Origin of the sequence: Micromonospora sp. NPDC048887, assembly GCF_040649715.1 — a bacterium.
Taxonomy (GTDB): Bacteria; Actinomycetota; Actinomycetes; order Mycobacteriales; family Micromonosporaceae; genus Micromonospora.
This window is the reverse complement of record NZ_JBEZGA010000009.1, coordinates 123534-140235: the sequence shown is the minus strand read 5'-3', so window position 1 is coordinate 140235 and position 16702 is coordinate 123534. Positions and strand designations below refer to the sequence as shown.

Below are 16702 nucleotides of genomic sequence, written 5' to 3'. Positions count from 1 at the left end.
CCGGCCGAGGCCCAGCTCCCGGGCGATCCGGTAGGCCAGGCTGGACCGGCCGGACCCGGCCCGGCCGGTGACCAGCAGCGGGCGGCGGAGCAGCAGCGCCGCGTTGACGACGTCCACCTCGCGCGGGTCCGGGTGGCGGGTCGTGACCGGGCCGAGCCGGCGCTCCCGGTCCGGATCCTCGGCGGGCGCCGGTGGCTCGTCCGGCCCGCCGTCGAAGGCACGCCAGCGTGGCGGCGCCGGCCAGCGCCGGTCCCGATCGGCCGGGTCGATCGGTTCCCCGGTGCCCCGGTAGACGCGCCAGCCGGCGCTCTCCGGCGCGCTCATGCCGGCCACCCCAGCCGGTCGTCCGGCCGGTTCAGCTCCGGGGTGCGGTCCGGGTCGTCCCAGAGCACCACCAGGTGGCGGCCGTTGTGGCGGTCGGTGTGCGGCTCCAGGGCGAGCGCGTCCAGCCGCGCCCGCCGGGCGTGCACCGGGAGGCGCGCGATGCGTCCGTCGGCGGTCATGTCCCGGATCTCCTCCCAGAACTCGGTGTCGGACGGGCGGGTGCGGTGCCAGACGATCACCGGCAGGCCCGCCCGCAGGGCGGTCATCACTTCCTTGAAGCCGAACCGGTTCTCCGGCGGCGTCGCCGGCGCGGAGCTGAGCAGCAGCGTCGACCAGCTCAGGTCGGCGGTCAGCTCGGCCTCCAGCCGGGTGAAGTACGCCGTGCCGTCGGGCCGGCTGCGGAAGAGGCGGCTGTGCGCCGGCTCGGCCTGGAGGTGTTCCCAGCGGCGTCGCCACGCGCGGTGCCATTCGGGCTGGCGCAGCCGGTCGAGACTGCGGACGACCACCGGGTAGTCCATCGCCAGCACCTTCTGCTCCAGGTGGGCGCTGGCCGCCTCCTTACGCCACCAGGCGACGTCCTCGTTGAGCAGCTCCACCGGCAGGACCAGCTCGACGGCGACGTCGGCCCGCCGGTCCGACCACTCGATCTCCATCTGGTGGACGATCCGCTCCACAGTCGCCTCCAGGTCCGCGTACGCGACGTCGGTGAGCTGGCCGTGGCGGCGGGAGTGCCAGCCCTGCGCGCCCTGCCACTGCCGGTAGTGGGAGACGGTGTAGACGGTGCTGCCGGGGGCGAGGTCCGGCTCGACCTGGATCACCAGGTAGACGTACGGCTCGGGGGTCTGGTCGCCGGCGTTGACCCGCGCCCGCCGCAGGTCCAGGTCCCCGGTCAGGCCCAGCAGGCTGGCCTGCCGCTGGTTGCGGTCGCGGATCGCGCGGGCCGTGGCGGTGTCCACCTCGTGCTCCAGCAGGACCAGGAAGAGCATGTTCGGGGGCAGCCCGCGTGCGGGCGCGTTCTGTCCGGTCAGGTAGACGAAGACGTCCCAGGCGCTGACGCACCACGACGGGGGCGTGGCGGTCGTGTGGGCGGTGGCCCGCTGGTAGAGCCAGCCGAGCGAGTCCGGTCGGTGCGTGGACAGCGCCGGGCGCAGCCTGGTCCAGTCCTCGGGGGTCAGCAGCTCCACCACGTCCATCTCGTGGCGCAGCCGGTGCAGCCGGCCGAGCTGGGCCGCGGCCGGCCCGAAGAGGGCGACGACGTCGACCAGGGCGCCCAGGTCGCCCCGGCAGCCGCGGACGATCTCCGCGCTCTGCGCGCGGGGGTTGCGGTAGTCGTCGAGGCCCTGGTCGGACAGCCGCTCGCGCAGCCGGACGACCAGTTGCTGGCGGCTGTCGGCCTCCTGGAGCAGGCGCATCCCGGACAGCAGCTCGACCAGCTCCTCCTCGATGCGGTGCCGGGGATCGGCGCCGGGAGACGGAAGCTGCGTCATGTGCCATCCGGTTCGTCACGCGGCTGGGGAACAGGGCCGACCTGCGGTGCCGCGACGGCGCGGCGACGGGCGGCGGCGATGGACGTCCATGATCGCAGTAGGGGAGACCGTCTCACGTAGACTGTCCGGTCTCCGACACCGGCGGCGTAATCCATCGGCACCCTCCGATCGATGACGGCCGAGCACGCACCATTCTGACGGTCGGGTCAAGTGGCGACCACGGGGTGTGCGCGGAGGTGCTCCCTGCCCTACCCGAACGACCGTTAAGCTGAACGTGTCCGTACCCCGGACGCCGCACCGGCTCACCCACCCCACGGAGCTCACCGCGCTATGAACGTCGACCGGATCCTGCCCACCGGCGAGGCCCACGACCTGCTGGACCTCGCCACCGAACTCGCCGACCGCGAGCTGGCCCCGGCAGCCGCCGGGTTCGAGTCCCGCGGCGAGTTCCCCCGGGAGGTGCTGCGCACCCTGGGCCGGGCCGGACTGCTCGGCCTGCCGTACGCCGAGGAACACGGCGGCGCCGACCAGCCCTACGAGGTGTACCTCCAGGTGCTGGAGATCCTCGCCAGCCGGTGGCTCGCCGTGGCCGAGGCGGTCAGCGTGCACACGCTGTCCTGCTACCCGCTGGCCCAGTTCGGCACCGACGAGCAGCGCAAACTGCTGCCCGACATGATCGGTGGGGAGCTGCTCGGGGCGTACTGCCTCTCCGAGCCGCAGGGTGGCTCGGACGCCGCGTCGCTGACCACGCGGGCGGTACGCGACGGCGGCGGGTACGTGGTGACCGGCACCAAGGCGTGGATCACGCACGCCCGGGTCGCCGACTTCTACAACATCTTCTGCCGCACCGGCGGCCCCGGCCCGAAGGGCATCTCCTGCCTGCTGGCCGACCGGTCCACCCCGGGCATCCACCCGCAGGCCGCCGAGCGCACCATGGGCCTGCACGCCTCGCCGATCGCGCAGATCGCCTTCGACGACGCCCGGGTGCCGGCGGAGCGGCTGATCGGCGGCGAGGGCGCCGGGTTCACCATCGCCATGTCCGCGCTGGACTCGGGTCGCCTGGGCATCGCCGCGTGCGCGGTGGGCCTGGCCCAGGGCGCGCTGGACTACGCCGTCGGGTACGCCCGGGAGCGCAGTCAGTTCGGCCGCCCGATCATCGACTTCCAGGGGCTCGGGTTCAACCTGGCCGACGCCGCCACCCAGATCTCCGCGGCCCGGGCGCTCACGCTCGCCGCCGCGCGGCTGCGCGACGCGGGCCGCCCGTACTCGATCGAGGCGGCGAAGGCGAAGCTGTTCGCCACCGACGTGGCGATGCGGGTGACCACCGACGCGGTGCAGGTGCTCGGCGGCGCCGGGTACGTCGTCGACCACCCGGTCGAGCGGTACATGCGCGAGGCCAAGGTGCTGCAGATCGTCGAGGGCACCAACCAGATCCAGCGGCTGGTCATCTCCCGCGCGCTGGCGAGGGGCTAGCCTGTCGCGGTGACCTTCCCCCGGATCACCGTGGACCCCGACGTCATGGGGGGTGCGCCCTGCGTGCGGCAGTCACGCATCCCCGTGGCCACCCTGCTGGCCATGATGGCCGAGGGCATGTCCGTCACCGACATCCTCACCGACCTGCCGTTCACGGACGACGAGGACATGGCGGAGGTGCTGAACTACGCCGCGGACGCGGTGCGCGACCGGACGGCGCGCTGAGGGTCACCGCGGCGGGCCGGGTGCGGCGTGGGAGCGCTTTTCCGGCTAGGGTGCAGCGCGTGGAGGAGATCGACCGTGCCATCGTCGCCGCGCTGACCGGGGACGGTCGGCTGTCGTACACGGACCTGGCCGAGCGGGTGGGCCTGTCGGTGTCGGCCGTGCACCAGCGGGTCCGCCGGCTGGAGCAGCGCGGGGTGATCAAGGGGTACGCCGCGCGGGTGTCGTTCGAGGCGCTGGATCTGCCGCTTACCGCGTTCGTGGCGATCCGGCCGTTCGACCCGTCGCAGCCGGACGACGCGCCGGATCGGCTGGCGCACCTGCCCGAGATCGACTCGTGCTACTCGGTGGCGGGGGAGGACTTCTATCTCCTGCTGGTGCGGGTGGCCAGCCCGGCCGACCTGGAACGGGTGCTGCAGGAGATCCGCACCTCCGCGAACGTCACCACGCGCACGACGGTGGTGCTGTCCACGCCGTACGAGAACCGGCCGCCGAAGATCAGTGGCGAGCTGTCCGGTCGGGGGCGTCCCCGGCCGGCGTCGGAGCCGGCAGGTTCCACCGCCTGATCACCCGCCGGCCGTGCTCGTGTCCGAGCACGCTGAGCGTCGCGGTGTCCAGCCGCAGCAGCGCGCCGGCCGAGGGCGGCAGCCCGATCCAGCGCGCGCCGAGCACCCGCAGGCTGTGTCCGTGCCCGACCACTGCGACGTCGCCCTGCACCAGCAGCGCTGCGGCCCGGTCCAGGACCCGGTCCAGGCGGTCGCCCACCTGGTGCGGTGACTCACCGCCGGGGCCGCCGTCGGTCCAGATCGACCAGCCCGGCCGTTCCCGCTGGATGTCCGCGGTGGTGCGGCCCTCGTACTCGCCGTAGTTCCACTCGGCCAGGTCGGGTTCGACCGCGTCGACGGTGAGCCCGGCCAGGGCGGCGGTGCGGGTGGCGCGCCGCCGGGGGCTGGACAGCACCCGGGCGAAGCGCCGGCCGGCGAGCAACGGGGCCAGCGCGGCCGCCTGCCGCTCGCCGTCGGGGGTCAGGTCGAGATCGGTGTACGAGGTGTGCTGGTGGGCGGCGCTCCAGGTGGTCTCGCCGTGCCGGATCAGCAGGATCTCGTTCACCGGCCCAGTCAACCACGCCGGGGCGGAGCCGGCCCGCCGAAGGTTTACCGGGAAGGCGGCGCTACCGGGTCGCCGGCGCGGGCTCGGTGTCGCGTGCCGGCTCCGGCCGGCCTGGCGCCTGTTCCCGGTCCGGCGCGCGGCCGGGGCGCAGTTGCAGGACCGCGGCGGAGGCCAGCACCAGCGCGCCTCCGGCGAGCTGCGCGGGGGTCAGGGCCTCGCCGAGGGTGAGCGTGGCCAGTGCGGCGGTGACCACCGGTTCGAAGGTGGACAGGATGGCCGCGGTCGACGGACCGGTCCGCTTCAGGCCGGCGAAGAAGGCCAGCATCGCCACGACCGTGGAGACCACGGCGATGGCGGCCAGCCAGAACCATCCGCGCCACCCGAAGCTGAGGTCGACGCCGCCGGTGAGCAGGGCGCGACCGCCGAGGGTGCCGGCGGCGCCGGTCATCACCAGCGCCGACAGCGCCACGGGTGCCAGCCGGTGTACGACGGTGTCGGAGACCAGGATGTAGACCGTGTAGGTGACGGCGGCGGCGAAGGCCAGCAGCGCCCCGAGCGGATGGAAGCCCGCGCCACCGGCGCCGAGCAGCACCAGCAGCGTCCCACCCGAGGCGGCCACCAGCGCCGCGCCACGTCTCGGGCTGAGCCGGTCCCGGCCGAGCAGCACCGCCGCCACTGTGACAAGGACCGGGTACGTGTAGAGGATCAGCGCCAGCAGGGACGCGTCCATCAGTTCCAGTGCGGCGAAGTACAGGCTCGCCTGCGTGGCGTATCCGACCGCGCCCAGCCCGAGGGCGACCGCCGCGATCCGGCCGCGCCTCGTCGCCGGCCGCCCGCCGCCCGCGTCGCCCGGCCCCGGTGTCACGCGGCGCAGGCCGGGCCGCGCGAGCAGGACGAGTCCGAGCAGTACGGCGGCCAGGCCGAAGCGCACCAGCAGCAGCGCGGTGGGGGAGACGCCGGCGTCGTACGCGAGCTTGCCGAAGACGGCCATCGCGCCGAAACAGGCGGCGGACAGGAGACACAGTGCGGCACCCACGCGCCAAGGATCACCGGAGCCGACTGCCCAGGTCCAGCGATGAATTCCGCAGCTTAATCATTAGGATTCCCGCATGATCGAGCTGGACCTGCGGCGGTTGCGCTTCCTGCGGGAGTTCGAGGAACGCGGCACGATGGCCGCTGTCGCCGCGGCTCTGGGCTACAGCCCGTCGACTGTCTCGCAGCAGCTTGCCCTGCTGGAGAAGGAGGTGGGCGTCCGGCTGCTGGGCCGGGCGGGTCGCGGCGTACGGCTCACCGAGGCCGGGCACGTGCTCGCCCGGCACGCCCGGGTGCTGCTGTCGGCGGCGGAGGCGGCGGAGGCGGACCTGGCCGCCCTCGACGGTGACGTCCGGGGAACCGTCCGGGCGGGCGGCCTGCAGTCGGCGGCGCGCCGCCTGCTCGTGCCGGCCGTCGCCCGGATGGGAGCCGAGCACCCGCGGGTCCGGGTGGAGATCTTCGAGCTGGAACTCGAACAGTCCCTGCCGGGCCTGCGCCTGGGCAGTGTCGACCTGGTCATCGGCGACGAGTACGACAGCCAGCCCCGACCTCGGCCGGCGGGGCTCCGTTTCACGCTCCTGCTCGAGGAGCCCTTGCGGCTCGTGCTTCCCGCCGCTCATCGTCTCGCCCGGCCCGGGGGACACGTAGCGGTCACCGACCTGCGGTCCGAGGTGTGGACCGCCTCCGCCGAGGGCACCGGGCACCACGCCATGGTGGTCGGGACGTGCCGCCGTCTCGGTGGCTACGAACCGGACCTGCGGCACCGTTCCAGCGATGCGGACGTGCAGCTGGAGCTGGTCCGGGCCGGGGCCGCTGTCGCCCTGATGCCGGCGCTGACGCTGCCCGGGGACGACCCGGCGCTGGCGGTCCGTGGCATCGCCGAGACCGACCTCCGGCGTCGCCTGGTGGCTGTCACCCGGGACACGCCACCGGCGCCGGCGCTCACCGCGTTCCTGACCGCCGTCACGGACCGGGTGCGTGACCTGGGCCGGTAGGTGCCCACCTTCAACCTATTGTCCTAGGACGCCCTACGCGATGTGCGCCGGGCAACAACGTTTGCGACGACCGGCACCGGGGACGCGACAAGGGCAAGGCTCAGCCGGACGATCGGAGGGCGACATGAGCTTCACCGACAAGGCGAAGAACAAGGCCCAGGAGATGAGCGGCATGGCCAAGGAGCGGATCGGCGACGTCACCGACAACGAGCGGTTGCGGGCCGAGGGTGCCTCCGAGCAGAGCACGGCGCGCGCCCGGCAGGCCGGGGAACACGCCAAGCAGGCCGGCCGCGACGCCAAGGACGCCTTCACCAAGTGAGTACGCGAACGGCGGGCCACCTCATCGCAGAGGTGGCCCGCCGTCGGGTGTCCGGGATCAGTCGTCGCGGTGCGCGAGCCACCAGGCCTGGCCGGCATCCGGCAGCGTGTCGATCGGGTCGTAGTAGGCGTACCGCTTGTTCAGTGCCTCCAGGTCGGCCGACTCGATCGAGGTGCGGTAGTTCTTCGTCCAGTACGAGATGCCGCGCTCACGGTCGTAGTCGGTGAGCATGTGCACCCAGCGCTTGCCGACGAACGGCACGTCACAGACGATCCGCGGGGTGGCGTAGCCGGGCAGGTAGCCCATGATGTCGTGCTGGAGCTGCTGGGCGTGCCAGACCGGGACGCGCCAGTGCTCGGCGTTGGGGATCATGTCGCACATGTAGAAGTAGTACGGCAGGATGCCCGCCTCGCCCTGAAGCGCGAAGCAGAGGTCGAGCAGGTCGGCGCTGGTGGCGTTGACGCCGCGCATGAGCACGCCCTGGTTGCGCACGTCGCGTACGCCGACGTCGAGCGCGGTCTGTGCGGCCTTGGCGACCAGCGGGGTCAGCGACTGGGCGTGGTTGACGTGCGTGTGGATGGCCAGGTTGACGCCACGGCGGGCGGCGGTGCGGGCGACCCGTTCGAGGCCCTCGACCACGTCGGGCTGGAGCCAGTGCTGGGGCAGGCCCATGAGCGCCTTGGTGGCGAGCCGGATGTCGCGGATCGTCTCGATCTCCAGCAGGCGCATCAGGTACGACTCGAGGTTGCGCCACGGCACGTTGGCGACGTCACCGCCGGAGACGACCACGTCGCGTACGCCGGGGTGGGCCTTGAGGTAGGTGATGTGGGCGTCGTAGCGGTCGACGGGCTTCAGGGTGAGCTTGAGCTTGTCGACGGCGGGGGTGGAGTTGCCGACGAGGTCCATGCGGGTGCAGTGGCCGCAGTACTGCGGGCAGGTGGAGAGCAGCTCGGCGAGGACCTTGGTGGGGTAGCGGTGGGTGAGCCCCTCGGCGACCCACATGTCGTGCTCGTGGAGGCTGTCGCGGCTGGCGTACGGGTGCGAGGGCCAGTCGGTGCGCCGGTCGGAGGCGACCGGGATCATGTAGCGGCGGATCGGGTCGGCGAGCAGCGCCTCGGTGCTCATCGGCTCAAACGGCACCATGGTGTTGAGCATCTGCGGCGGCACCAGCATGGACATGGTCGCCAGCGCCTTCTGGTCGGCCTCCAGGTCGGCGTAGAACGTCTCGTCGACGGTGTCGCCGAGGACGGCGCGGAGCTGCTTGATGTTCTTGACGCAGTTGACCCGCTGCCACTGGGCGTTCTCCCACTGGTCGCGGGTGACGTGGCGCCAGCCGGGGAAGCGGGTCCAGTCGGGTTCGACGAGGGGCGCGCGGCGGTATTCGTAGGGCTGGCCGGCGGTCGGAACGGCGACCGGCGCGGGGCGGGGCGTCGGGATGGTCTCCACCGGTTGGGTCTGGGTCACGGCCCCTCCTCGTCAGCGTGCGGGTTGATCAACGGATGCGTAGGCTACTGGAAAATCTGCGGTGAAGAAATTAGTCTGCCGGAAGTTTTCCCGCGACGCGAGTCCTGACCAGGGGTTCGGGCGGCTGGACATAGGGGGTCGGCGTGACGTCACCGGTGGGTCTGCACCGAGTAGTGGAACCGGCGGGGGTGCTCCCGCAGGCGGCCTGGCGGCTGGACCCCGACCCGCGGATCGCGGCGAACGAGGTGCGGATCCGGGTCGAGCGGCTGAACCTGGACGCGGCGAGTTTCCGGCAGCTGGCGGAGAAGCACGGCGGCGACGGGGACAAGGTCCGCGCCGAGGTGCTGGAGATCGTGTCGACCCGGGGGAAGATGCAGAACCCGGTGACCGGTTCCGGCGGCATGCTGATCGGCACCGTCGAGGAGGCGGGCCGCCGCTCGCCGCTGGGGCTGAAGCCGGGTGACCGGGTGGCGACGCTCGTGTCGCTGACGTTGACGCCGCTGACGATCACCGACGGGCTGGCCCGGTGGGACGGGCGCAGCGAGCAGGTGCCGTGCGAGGGGTACGCGATCCTGTTCGCCCGGTCGATCGCGGCGGTGCTGCCGCCGGACCTGCACCCGGAGTTGTCCCTGGCGGTGCTGGACGTGTGCGGGGCGCCGGCGTTGACGGCGCGGGTGGTGGCCGAGCAGGTGGCGCGGCGCTCGCGTGAGGGTGATCCGCGTCCGGTGTCGGTGGCGGTCATCGGCGGTGCCGGCAAGAGCGGGTCGTTGTCGCTCGCGGCGGCGCGGCGGGCGGGTGCCGCCCGTACCGTCGGGGTGGTTCCGGTGGAAGCGGAGCGGGAGGCGCTGGCGGCGGCCGGGCTGGCCGACGCGGTGGCGCTGGCTGACGCGCGGGATCCGGTGGGGTTGTCGACGGCGGTGACGACGGCGCTGGGTGTGCCGGCGGACGTGACTGTGGTGTGCGTGGACGTGCCGGGGTGTGAGCACGGCGCGGTGCTGGCCACGGCGGACGGCGGTACGGTGATCTTCTTCTCGATGGCGACGAGTTTCGCGGCGGCGGCGCTTGGCGCGGAGGGCCTGGCGGCGGACGTGACGATGCTGGTGGGCAACGGGTACGTGCCGGGGCACGCGGCGCTGGCGCTGGATCTGTTGCGGGCCGAGCCGGGGGTGCGCGGCCTGTTCGAGGCGCGTCTTTCGGCAGACTGACACCATGACGAACCCCTCGACGCTGTATCGCGGCGGAGTGCTGCACTGTCCGGCCGACCCGAGCGCGACGGCGCTGCTGGTGCGCGACGGGCGGATCGCCTGGTTGGGTACGGACGCGGAGGCGCCGCGCGCGGACCGGGTGGTGGAGCTGGGTGGTGCGCTGGTGACGCCGGCGTTCGTGGACGCGCACGTGCACGCGACGGATACCGGGTTGGCGTTGTCGGGGCTGGATCTGTCGGCGGTGCGGTCGGCTGGTGAGTTGCTGGAGGCGGTGTCGGCGTTCGCGGCGGGGCTGCCGGGTGACACGGTGGTGCTGGGGCACGGCTGGGACGAGTCGGGCTGGGCGGATGCGGTGTTGCCGGGTGCGGCGGCGCTGGGTCGGGCGGCCGGTGGGCGGCGGGTGTATCTGTCGCAGGCGTCGATCCATTCGGCGTTGGTGTCGGCGGAGTTGCTGGCGGCGTGCCCGGAGGTGGTGTCGGCGGCCGGGTACGACGCGTCGGGGTGGTTGCGGCGCGACGCGCATCACGTGGTGCGGGCGGCGGCGTTCGGGTCGGTGACGCGGGCGCAGCGGGTGGCGGCGCAGCGGCGGGCGTTGACGCACGCGGCGTCGCTGGGTATCGCGGCGGTGCACGAGTGCGGTGGGCCGGACATCTCCGACGAGGAGGACTTCACCGGGCTGCTGGCGATCTCGGGGGCCGGGGTGCCGGAGGTGTACGGGTACTGGGGTGAGCTGCTGGGCGCGGCGAAGGCGCGGGAGCTGGGCGCGGTGGGCGCGGGTGGTGACCTGTTCGCCGACGGGGCGCTGGGGTCGCGGACGGCGCACGTGTCGGCGGCGTACCTGGACGGTGAGGCGGGGGCGTGCGGACACGGGTACGTGTCGGCGGAGCAGGTCCGTGATCATCTGCTGGACTGCGCGGCGCACGGGTTGCAGGGCGGGTTCCACGCGATCGGGGACGCGGCGATCGGGACGGTGCTGGAGGGGTTCGGTCTGGCGGCGCGGTCGCTGGGTGTGGACCGGCTGCGGGCGGCCCGGCACCGGGTGGAGCACGCGGAGATCATGAGCAAGGCGTTGATCGCCGGGTTCGTGGAGTTCGGGATCGTGGCGTCGATGCAGCCGGCGTTCGACAGGTTGTGGGGCGGCGCGGGCCGGATGTACGAGTCGCGGCTGGGGTTGGCGCGGTCGTTGGAGTCGAATCCGATGGGTGCGATGCACGGCGTCGGGGTGGCGTTGGCGTTCGGGTCGGATTCGCCGGTGACGCCGCTTGATCCGTGGGGGTCGGTGCGGGCGGCGGCGGCGCATCACAATCCGGCGCAGCGGATGAGTGTGCGGGCGGCGTTCGCGGCGCACACGCGCGGCGGGTGGCGGGCGGTGCACCTGGACAACGAGGGTGTGCTGGCGTTGGGGGCCCCGGCGACGTTCGCGGTGTGGGACACCCCGGCGGGCGTGGAGCGGGGTTTGCCGGTGGTGCTGGCGGAGGATCCGGAGTTGCGGGGGGCGGACGATCCGACGCCGCTGCCGGTGTGCCGGGCCACTGTGTTGCGCGGTGACGTGATCTATCAGGAAGGGTCTTCGTGACAGGGAAGCTTGGGCTGGATCCGGCGCTGGTGGCGCGGGCGCGGGAGTTGGCGCGTCGCGCGGGGCAGCCGGTGGTGGATCTGGCGCGCAGCCACACCACGGTGTCGGTGGAGCGGGCGGTGCTGCGGCTGGCCGGGGTGTCCGGCGCGGACCCGGACGGCATTCCGTGGGTGAACCGGCTCGTGGACGCGGTGGTCGCGGACGTTGGCCTGGGGCACGGGGTGGCGGCGCCGGTGTTCGACGCGCTGGCGCGTGAGGGCATCGCCGATGTGACGTTGCTGGCGCAGAAGGCGGCGGCCGGGTCGGTGCGGTTCGCGCAGCCGTCGGGGAAGGCGGCGACGGCTGCCCGGCGGGCGTCGCGTAAGGCGGTGGCGGCGGGGATCCGCGGCATCGACAGGCGGCGGGCGGAGCGGGACCGACTGGTGAAGCGGTTCGGTGATCCGGCGCGGCGGCCGTGGATCTATCTGATCGTGGCGACGGGTGACATCTACGAGGACATTCCGCAGGCGCAGGCGGCGGCGCGGGCCGGCGCTGACGTGATCGCGGTGATCCGGTCGACGGGGCAGTCGCTGCTGGACTACGTGCCGGAGGGGGCGACCCGGGAGGGGTTCGCCGGCACGTACGCGACGCAGGAGAACTTCCGGTTGATGCGGGCGGCGCTGGACGAGTCGTCGCGGGAGCTGGGCCGGTATGTGCGGTTGACGAACTACGCGTCGGGTCTGTGCATGCCGGAGATGGCGACGCTGGCCGGCCTGGAGCGGCTGGACATGATGCTCAACGACTCGATGTACGGGATCCTGTTCCGCGACATCAACCCGATCCGCACGTTCGTGGACCAGCGGTTCTCGCGGCAGGTGCACGCGCGGGCGGGGATCATCATCAACACCGGTGAGGACAACTACCTGACCACCGCGGACGCGGTGGACGAGGCGCACACGGTGACGGTGTCGCAGTTGCTGAACGAGTTCTTCGCGCACGAGGCGGGGCTGGCGGACTGGCAGCTGGGGCTGGGGCACGCGTTCGAGATCAACCCGGATGTGCCGGAGTCGTTCCGGTTGGAGCTGGCGCACGCGTTGCTGGCGCGGGAGTTGTTCCCTGACGCGCCGTTGAAGTGGATGCCGCCGACGAAGCACATGACCGGTGACGTGTTCCGGGGCAACCTGCTGGACGGGTTCTTCAACCTGGTGGGCACGATGACCGGGCAGGGGATCCTGCTGGTGGGGATGATGACCGAGGCGGTGGTGACGCCGTGGCTGTCGGACCGGGACATCGCCCTGCAGAACGTGCGGTACGTGCTGGGCGCGGCGGGCGGGTTGCACGAGGACTTCGTGCCGGCGCCGGGCGGGTTCATCCAGGCGCGGGCGCACCGGGTGCTCGGTGAGGCGGTGGACCTGCTGGAGCGCATCGGGGACCAGTCGTTGCTGACGGCGATCGCCGAGGGCACGTTCGGGATCATGAAGCGGCCGGCGGACCGGGGCAAGGGCCTTTCCGGGGTGGCGCGGCACGAGGCGGACTACTACAACCCGGCCACGGAGATCCTGGAGCAGCCGGCATGAGCGAGCGCACCGAGCGAAGCGAGGGCCGCGAGGCCATGCCCGGCCAGCACAGCATGAGCGAGAAGACGGTCGTGCGGCCGTACGGGGACACCACAGGTGACGGCATGGTGCAGGTGTCGTTCACGTTGCCGGTGCCGCACGACAAGCGGGCCGAGGGCGCGGCGGTGCAGCTCGCGAACAAGATGGGCATGGACCCGGCGATGCTGGTGCACGCCAAGCCGATCGGCGACGGGTTCACGTTCTTCGTGGTGTACGGGCGGGTGAACCACCTGGTGGACCTGGCGAAGGTGCAGGTGGTGGAGCGTGACTATCCGCTGCTGTCGGCCAAGGAGGTCAACGCGGTGGTGAAGCGGCGGCTGCGCCGCAAGCTGTCGGTGGTGGGCGCCTGCATCGGCACCGACGCGCACACCGTGGGCATCGACGCGATCCTCAACGTCAAGGGCATCGCCGGCGAGAAGGGCCTTGAGTACTACCGGGAGCTGAAGGTCACGAACCTCGGCGCGCAGGTGAGTGTGCCGGAGTTGGTCGAGGCGGCCCGGCGGGAGAAGGCGGACGCGGTGCTGGTGTCGCAGGTGGTGACGCAGCGCGACGCGCACCTGCACAACACGCGGGAGATGTCGGCGGCGTTCCGGGAGGCGATGCCGGCCGGGCGCCGGCCGCTGCTGATCGTCGGCGGGCCGCGCTTCGACGAGACGATGACCGGTGAGCTGGGCGTGGACCGGATCTTCGGCCGTGGCACCACCCCGGGTGAGGTCGCCAGTTACCTCGTGCATGCCCTGATCACCTCCAGGAAGGCGAACACCTGATGAGCGATTCCCGTGTCGGTCTTACCGTCGTCCACCGCCGGTATGTGCCGTACTCCCACGCCCACTACGCGGGCAACCTGGTCGACGGGGCGTACGCGCTGGGGTTGTTCGGTGACGTGGCGACCGAGGTGTGCATCCGCACCGACGGTGACGAGGGGTTGTTCGCCTCGTACGCCGACGTGCAGTTCCGGGCGCCGATGAAGGCCGGTGACGTGCTGGAGGTGACCGCGACGGTGACCCGGGTGGGCACCCGCAGCCGCACCATCGACTTCGCCGCGACTGTGGTGTGCCGGGGCCGCCCGGACAGGGGCGAGTCGGCCGCCGAGGTGCTCGACGAGCCGATCGTGGCGGTCACCGCGACCGGCACGGTGGTCGTGCCAGCGTCGGCGTGAGCGCGAGGAGCGAGCCGGTCGTCGTCTGCGCCGACGTCGGGTCGACGTACACGAAGGCCGCGGTGGTGGACCTCGACGGCGGCCGGCTGGTCGCGGCGGCGTCGGCGCCCACCACTGTGGGCACCGATGTGCTGCACGGCCTGGACGCCGCGGTCGGCGCGGCCACCGCGTCGGCCGGGGTCGCTGAGGTGCCCTGGTACGTGTGTTCGTCGGCCGGGGGTGGGCTGCGCCTCGCGGTCGTGGGTTACGAGCCCCTCGTCACCGCTCAGGCGGGCCGGCGGGTCGGTCTGTCGGCGGGCGCGAACGTGGTGCACGTGGCGGCGGGCCGGATGTCGGGCGCGGACGTGGCGGCGTTGCGGGCGGCCCGCCCGGACGTGGTGCTGCTGGTGGGTGGCACCGACGGCGGGGACGCCGAGACGGTCACCCACAACGCGACGCGGCTGGCGAGGGCCCGTTTCCGGGTGCCGGTGGTCCTGGCGGGCAACGCCGACGTGCGGGACGAGCTGTGCGCGCTGCTGGCGGGCGCGGGGGTGCCGGTGACGGCGGCGGGCAACGTGCTGCCGCGCATCGGGGTGCTGGAGCCGGCGTCGGCGCGGGCGGCGATCCGGGAGGTGTTCCTGCGGCACGTCATCGGCGGCAAGAAGCTGTCCCGGGGTACGCGGTTCGCGCGGCTGGTCCGCGCCGCCACCCCGGACGCGGTGCTCACCGGCGTGGAGGTCCTCGCCGGCACGCTCGGCGGTGACCTCGCGGTGGTGGACGTGGGTGGGGCGACCACCGACGTGTACTCGGTGCTCACCCCCGACGAGCGGGACAGCGGCCCGAGTCAGGAGGTCGCCGGGACGCTGTGGCGGGCCCGCACCGTCGAGGGGGACCTGGGCATGCGGTGGAGCGCGCCGGGTGTGGTGCGCGCGGCGGTCGAGGAGCGGCTGCTCGACCCGGCCGACGAGGCGGAGCTGGCGGCAGCGGCGGCGGTCCGGGCCGCCGACCCGGGGTTCCTGCCCGCCGGTGACGGCGAGCGGGCCGTGGACCGGCGTATCGCCGCGCTGGCCGCGACCGTGGCGTTGCGGCGGCACGCGCGGGGTGCGGCGACGGGGGAGCGGGCCGGGCGGGACCTGCGGGAGGTGAAGCTGCTCGTCGGCTCCGGTGGGGTGCTGCGGCACGCCGATCCGGGTGACGCGGCGGCGGTGCTCGACGCGGTGCTCACCGACCATGCCGGCGGGTGGGCGTTGCCGCGGGCGGCGCGGCCGGTCGTCGACGTGGACTACGTGCTGGCCGCCGCGGGGCTGCTCGCCGACGATCATCCGGGTGCGGCGGCGGCGGTGCTGCGGCACCACCTGGGCGCCTGAACCGGGCTCGGGAATCGAGACGCGCCGACGCGACACGCCGTGTCGCAACACACGACAGGCCCGGGTGGGTTGACAGCGGCGGGGGTCTACGCCGTACCGTCTTTGAGTCCTACCACGGGAAGCGGCTGTTGTTCGCTTCGTCCCTTCGTCCGCTGGCCGAGCGACCGGAAGGTTGCGGCGGCCAGGTCCAGCGGGCGGGGGTCGGCGGGGCGGCGCGAACCGGCCGCGGTTACCGGTGTACGGGCAGGGTGAGAGGCACGGCCAGTAGACAACGGCCAGGCGGGGGCAGCCAGTCCACGTCGGGTCGGTCCGAAGGTCGGCGCCGATCGTCTTCGCCCCACCGGCCGGGAAGGGCCTGGGAGCATCGGGGCGCGGCTTCGGCCGCGCCCCGATTTCATCCCCCCGATGTCCCCCGTGTCAGCGGCCCAGCCGCCGGTAGCGGCGCACCGCAGCCGGGGCGGCCACCGCGATCAGCGCCAGCGGCCAGGCGATCGCCAGTTCCAGCGCGTGCCGGGCCGGCCATGTGTCCCCGCCCAGGCCCGGGTTGCCGAACAGGTCCCGGGCCGCCGCGACGGTCGCCGACAGCGGGTTCCAGGCGGCGATCGCGCCCAGCCAGTGCGGCATCAGCTCCGGCGCCACGAACACGTTCGACAGCGCGGTGAGCGGGAACGCCAGCGGGAACACCACCACCGCGACCGTGTCCGGGTTCGGCACGAGCAGCCCGAACAGGATGCCCACCCAGGTCAGCGCGACGCGCAGCAGCAGGATCAGCGCCACCGCCGCCAGTGCCCGGCCGACGCCGTCGCGCCACTGCCAGCCCACCAGCTTGCCGGCGCCGCCCGGCCCGTGCAGGGTGACCAGCCGGGCCGCGCCGAGCAGCTCACCCACGCGCCGCAGTTCCCCGTCCCGGCCGACGAAGCTGGTCAGCGGGCTCGGCAGCCGGGCGGGCGGCGCGGCGTCGTCGCGCAGCAGCGCCGTGTGCAGCGCGGCCAGCTCCGCCGACGGGTCGGTGCCCAGCTCCTCGGCCAGCACCCGGCGGGCGTCGGCGTAGACGGCGAGCGCCTCGGCGCGGCGACCGGCGCCGTGCAGGGCACGCATCAGCAGCCCGTGCAGCCGTTCCCGCAGCGGATGCGCCGCCACCAGGTCCCGCAGCTCGGCGATCAGCGGCTCGGCGGCCGGCGCCAGCGCCAGTTCCGCCTCCACGCGGTCCTCGACCGCGGCCAGTCGGGCCGCCCGCAGCCGGGCCGCCTCCACGCCGGCGAACGGCGCGTCCGTCACGTCCGCGAGGGGTTCGCCGCGGCGCCACGGTGCGGCCGGCGTCGAGCAGGAGCAGCACCAGCAGCGCGCGCAGCCGCCCGCCGGTGACGGGCAGCACGCTGCCGTCGGCGGCGTACG

General features: G+C 73.3%; 16 protein-coding genes. 11 read left to right on the top strand and 5 right to left on the bottom strand.

Annotated elements, in window-relative coordinates:
- Nucleotides 1-320: 320 nt before the first annotated feature.
- Nucleotides 321-1811 (bottom strand): hypothetical protein, encoded by a 1491-nt coding sequence (locus AB0C17_RS16355; RefSeq protein ID WP_357384603.1) that lies wholly within the window; start codon nt 1809-1811, stop codon nt 321-323.
- Nucleotides 1812-2141: 330 nt separating this feature from the next.
- Between AB0C17_RS16355 and AB0C17_RS16350 the strand changes: the two genes are divergently transcribed.
- Genes AB0C17_RS16350 through AB0C17_RS16340 form a run of 3 tightly spaced genes read left to right on the top strand, consistent with a single transcriptional unit; the run spans nt 2142 to nt 4072 of the window.
- Entirely contained in the window at nt 2142-3284 is a 1143-nt protein-coding gene (locus AB0C17_RS16350; RefSeq protein WP_357384605.1) for an acyl-CoA dehydrogenase family protein, read from the top strand.
- Between the two features lie 9 nt (nt 3285-3293).
- Entirely contained in the window at nt 3294-3509 is a 216-nt protein-coding gene (locus AB0C17_RS16345) for a DUF433 domain-containing protein (RefSeq protein ID WP_357479172.1), read from the top strand.
- Between the two features lie 59 nt (nt 3510-3568).
- The gene (locus AB0C17_RS16340) at nt 3569-4072 is read left to right on the top strand and encodes an Lrp/AsnC family transcriptional regulator (protein WP_357384608.1); all 504 of its coding nucleotides are present in this window, start codon (nt 3569-3571) and stop codon (nt 4070-4072) included.
- On the opposite strand, the gene AB0C17_RS16335 is transcribed toward AB0C17_RS16340, so the two are convergent.
- Nucleotides 4005-4616, bottom strand: a complete 612-nt coding sequence (locus AB0C17_RS16335) for a histidine phosphatase family protein (RefSeq protein ID WP_357384610.1) — start codon at nt 4614-4616, stop codon at nt 4005-4007. The genes AB0C17_RS16340 and AB0C17_RS16335 overlap by 68 nt on opposite strands.
- Before the next feature lie 61 nt (nt 4617-4677).
- Complete coding sequence (locus AB0C17_RS16330) at nt 4678-5652, bottom strand: DMT family transporter (RefSeq protein ID WP_357384612.1); 975 nt, start codon at nt 5650-5652, stop codon at nt 4678-4680.
- A 73-nt stretch (nt 5653-5725) separates the two neighbouring features.
- Between AB0C17_RS16330 and AB0C17_RS16325 the strand changes: the two genes are divergently transcribed.
- Both AB0C17_RS16325 and AB0C17_RS16320 read left to right on the top strand, forming a co-directional pair.
- Complete coding sequence (locus AB0C17_RS16325) at nt 5726-6643, top strand: LysR substrate-binding domain-containing protein (protein ID WP_357384614.1); 918 nt, start codon at nt 5726-5728, stop codon at nt 6641-6643.
- A 124-nt stretch (nt 6644-6767) separates the two neighbouring features.
- Nucleotides 6768-6962, top strand: coding sequence for a CsbD family protein (locus tag AB0C17_RS16320; protein WP_174534135.1), 195 nt, complete (start codon nt 6768-6770; stop codon nt 6960-6962).
- Between the two features lie 57 nt (nt 6963-7019).
- Here the strand turns inward: AB0C17_RS16320 and AB0C17_RS16315 are convergent, their stop codons facing one another.
- Nucleotides 7020-8426, bottom strand: a complete 1407-nt coding sequence (locus AB0C17_RS16315) for a lysine 2,3-aminomutase (protein WP_357384616.1) — start codon at nt 8424-8426, stop codon at nt 7020-7022.
- Nucleotides 8427-8569: 143 nt separating this feature from the next.
- On the opposite strand from AB0C17_RS16315, the gene AB0C17_RS16310 reads away from it, so the two are divergent.
- From AB0C17_RS16310 to AB0C17_RS16285, 6 genes are read left to right on the top strand one after another with little or no spacing between them, the layout of a single operon-like run.
- A complete protein-coding gene (locus tag AB0C17_RS16310; protein ID WP_357384618.1) occupies nt 8570-9631 on the top strand; it encodes a zinc-binding alcohol dehydrogenase in 1062 nt (353 codons plus the stop codon).
- 4 nt (nt 9632-9635) lie between these two features.
- Nucleotides 9636-11207, top strand: coding sequence for an amidohydrolase family protein (locus tag AB0C17_RS16305; protein WP_357479169.1), 1572 nt, complete (start codon nt 9636-9638; stop codon nt 11205-11207).
- The gene (locus tag AB0C17_RS16300; RefSeq protein ID WP_357472706.1) at nt 11204-12763 is read left to right on the top strand and encodes a lysine 5,6-aminomutase subunit alpha; all 1560 of its coding nucleotides are present in this window, start codon (nt 11204-11206) and stop codon (nt 12761-12763) included. Before AB0C17_RS16305 ends, AB0C17_RS16300 begins: the two co-directional genes overlap by 4 nt.
- 53 nt (nt 12764-12816) lie before the next feature.
- Complete coding sequence (locus AB0C17_RS16295; protein WP_357384624.1) at nt 12817-13569, top strand: OAM dimerization domain-containing protein; 753 nt, start codon at nt 12817-12819, stop codon at nt 13567-13569.
- Nucleotides 13569-13961, top strand: a complete 393-nt coding sequence (locus AB0C17_RS16290) for a hotdog domain-containing protein (RefSeq protein WP_357384626.1) — start codon at nt 13569-13571, stop codon at nt 13959-13961. Before AB0C17_RS16295 ends, AB0C17_RS16290 begins: the two co-directional genes overlap by 1 nt.
- Nucleotides 13958-15307, top strand: a complete 1350-nt coding sequence (locus AB0C17_RS16285; RefSeq protein ID WP_357479167.1) for a glutamate mutase L — start codon at nt 13958-13960, stop codon at nt 15305-15307. The genes AB0C17_RS16290 and AB0C17_RS16285 overlap by 4 nt, the downstream gene beginning before the upstream one ends.
- Before the next feature lie 417 nt (nt 15308-15724).
- On the opposite strand, the gene AB0C17_RS16280 is transcribed toward AB0C17_RS16285, so the two are convergent.
- On the bottom strand, nt 15725-16585 hold the full coding sequence (locus tag AB0C17_RS16280) for a BTAD domain-containing putative transcriptional regulator (RefSeq protein ID WP_357479164.1): 861 nt from the start codon (nt 16583-16585) through the stop codon (nt 15725-15727).
- Nucleotides 16586-16702: the final 117 nt, after the last annotated feature.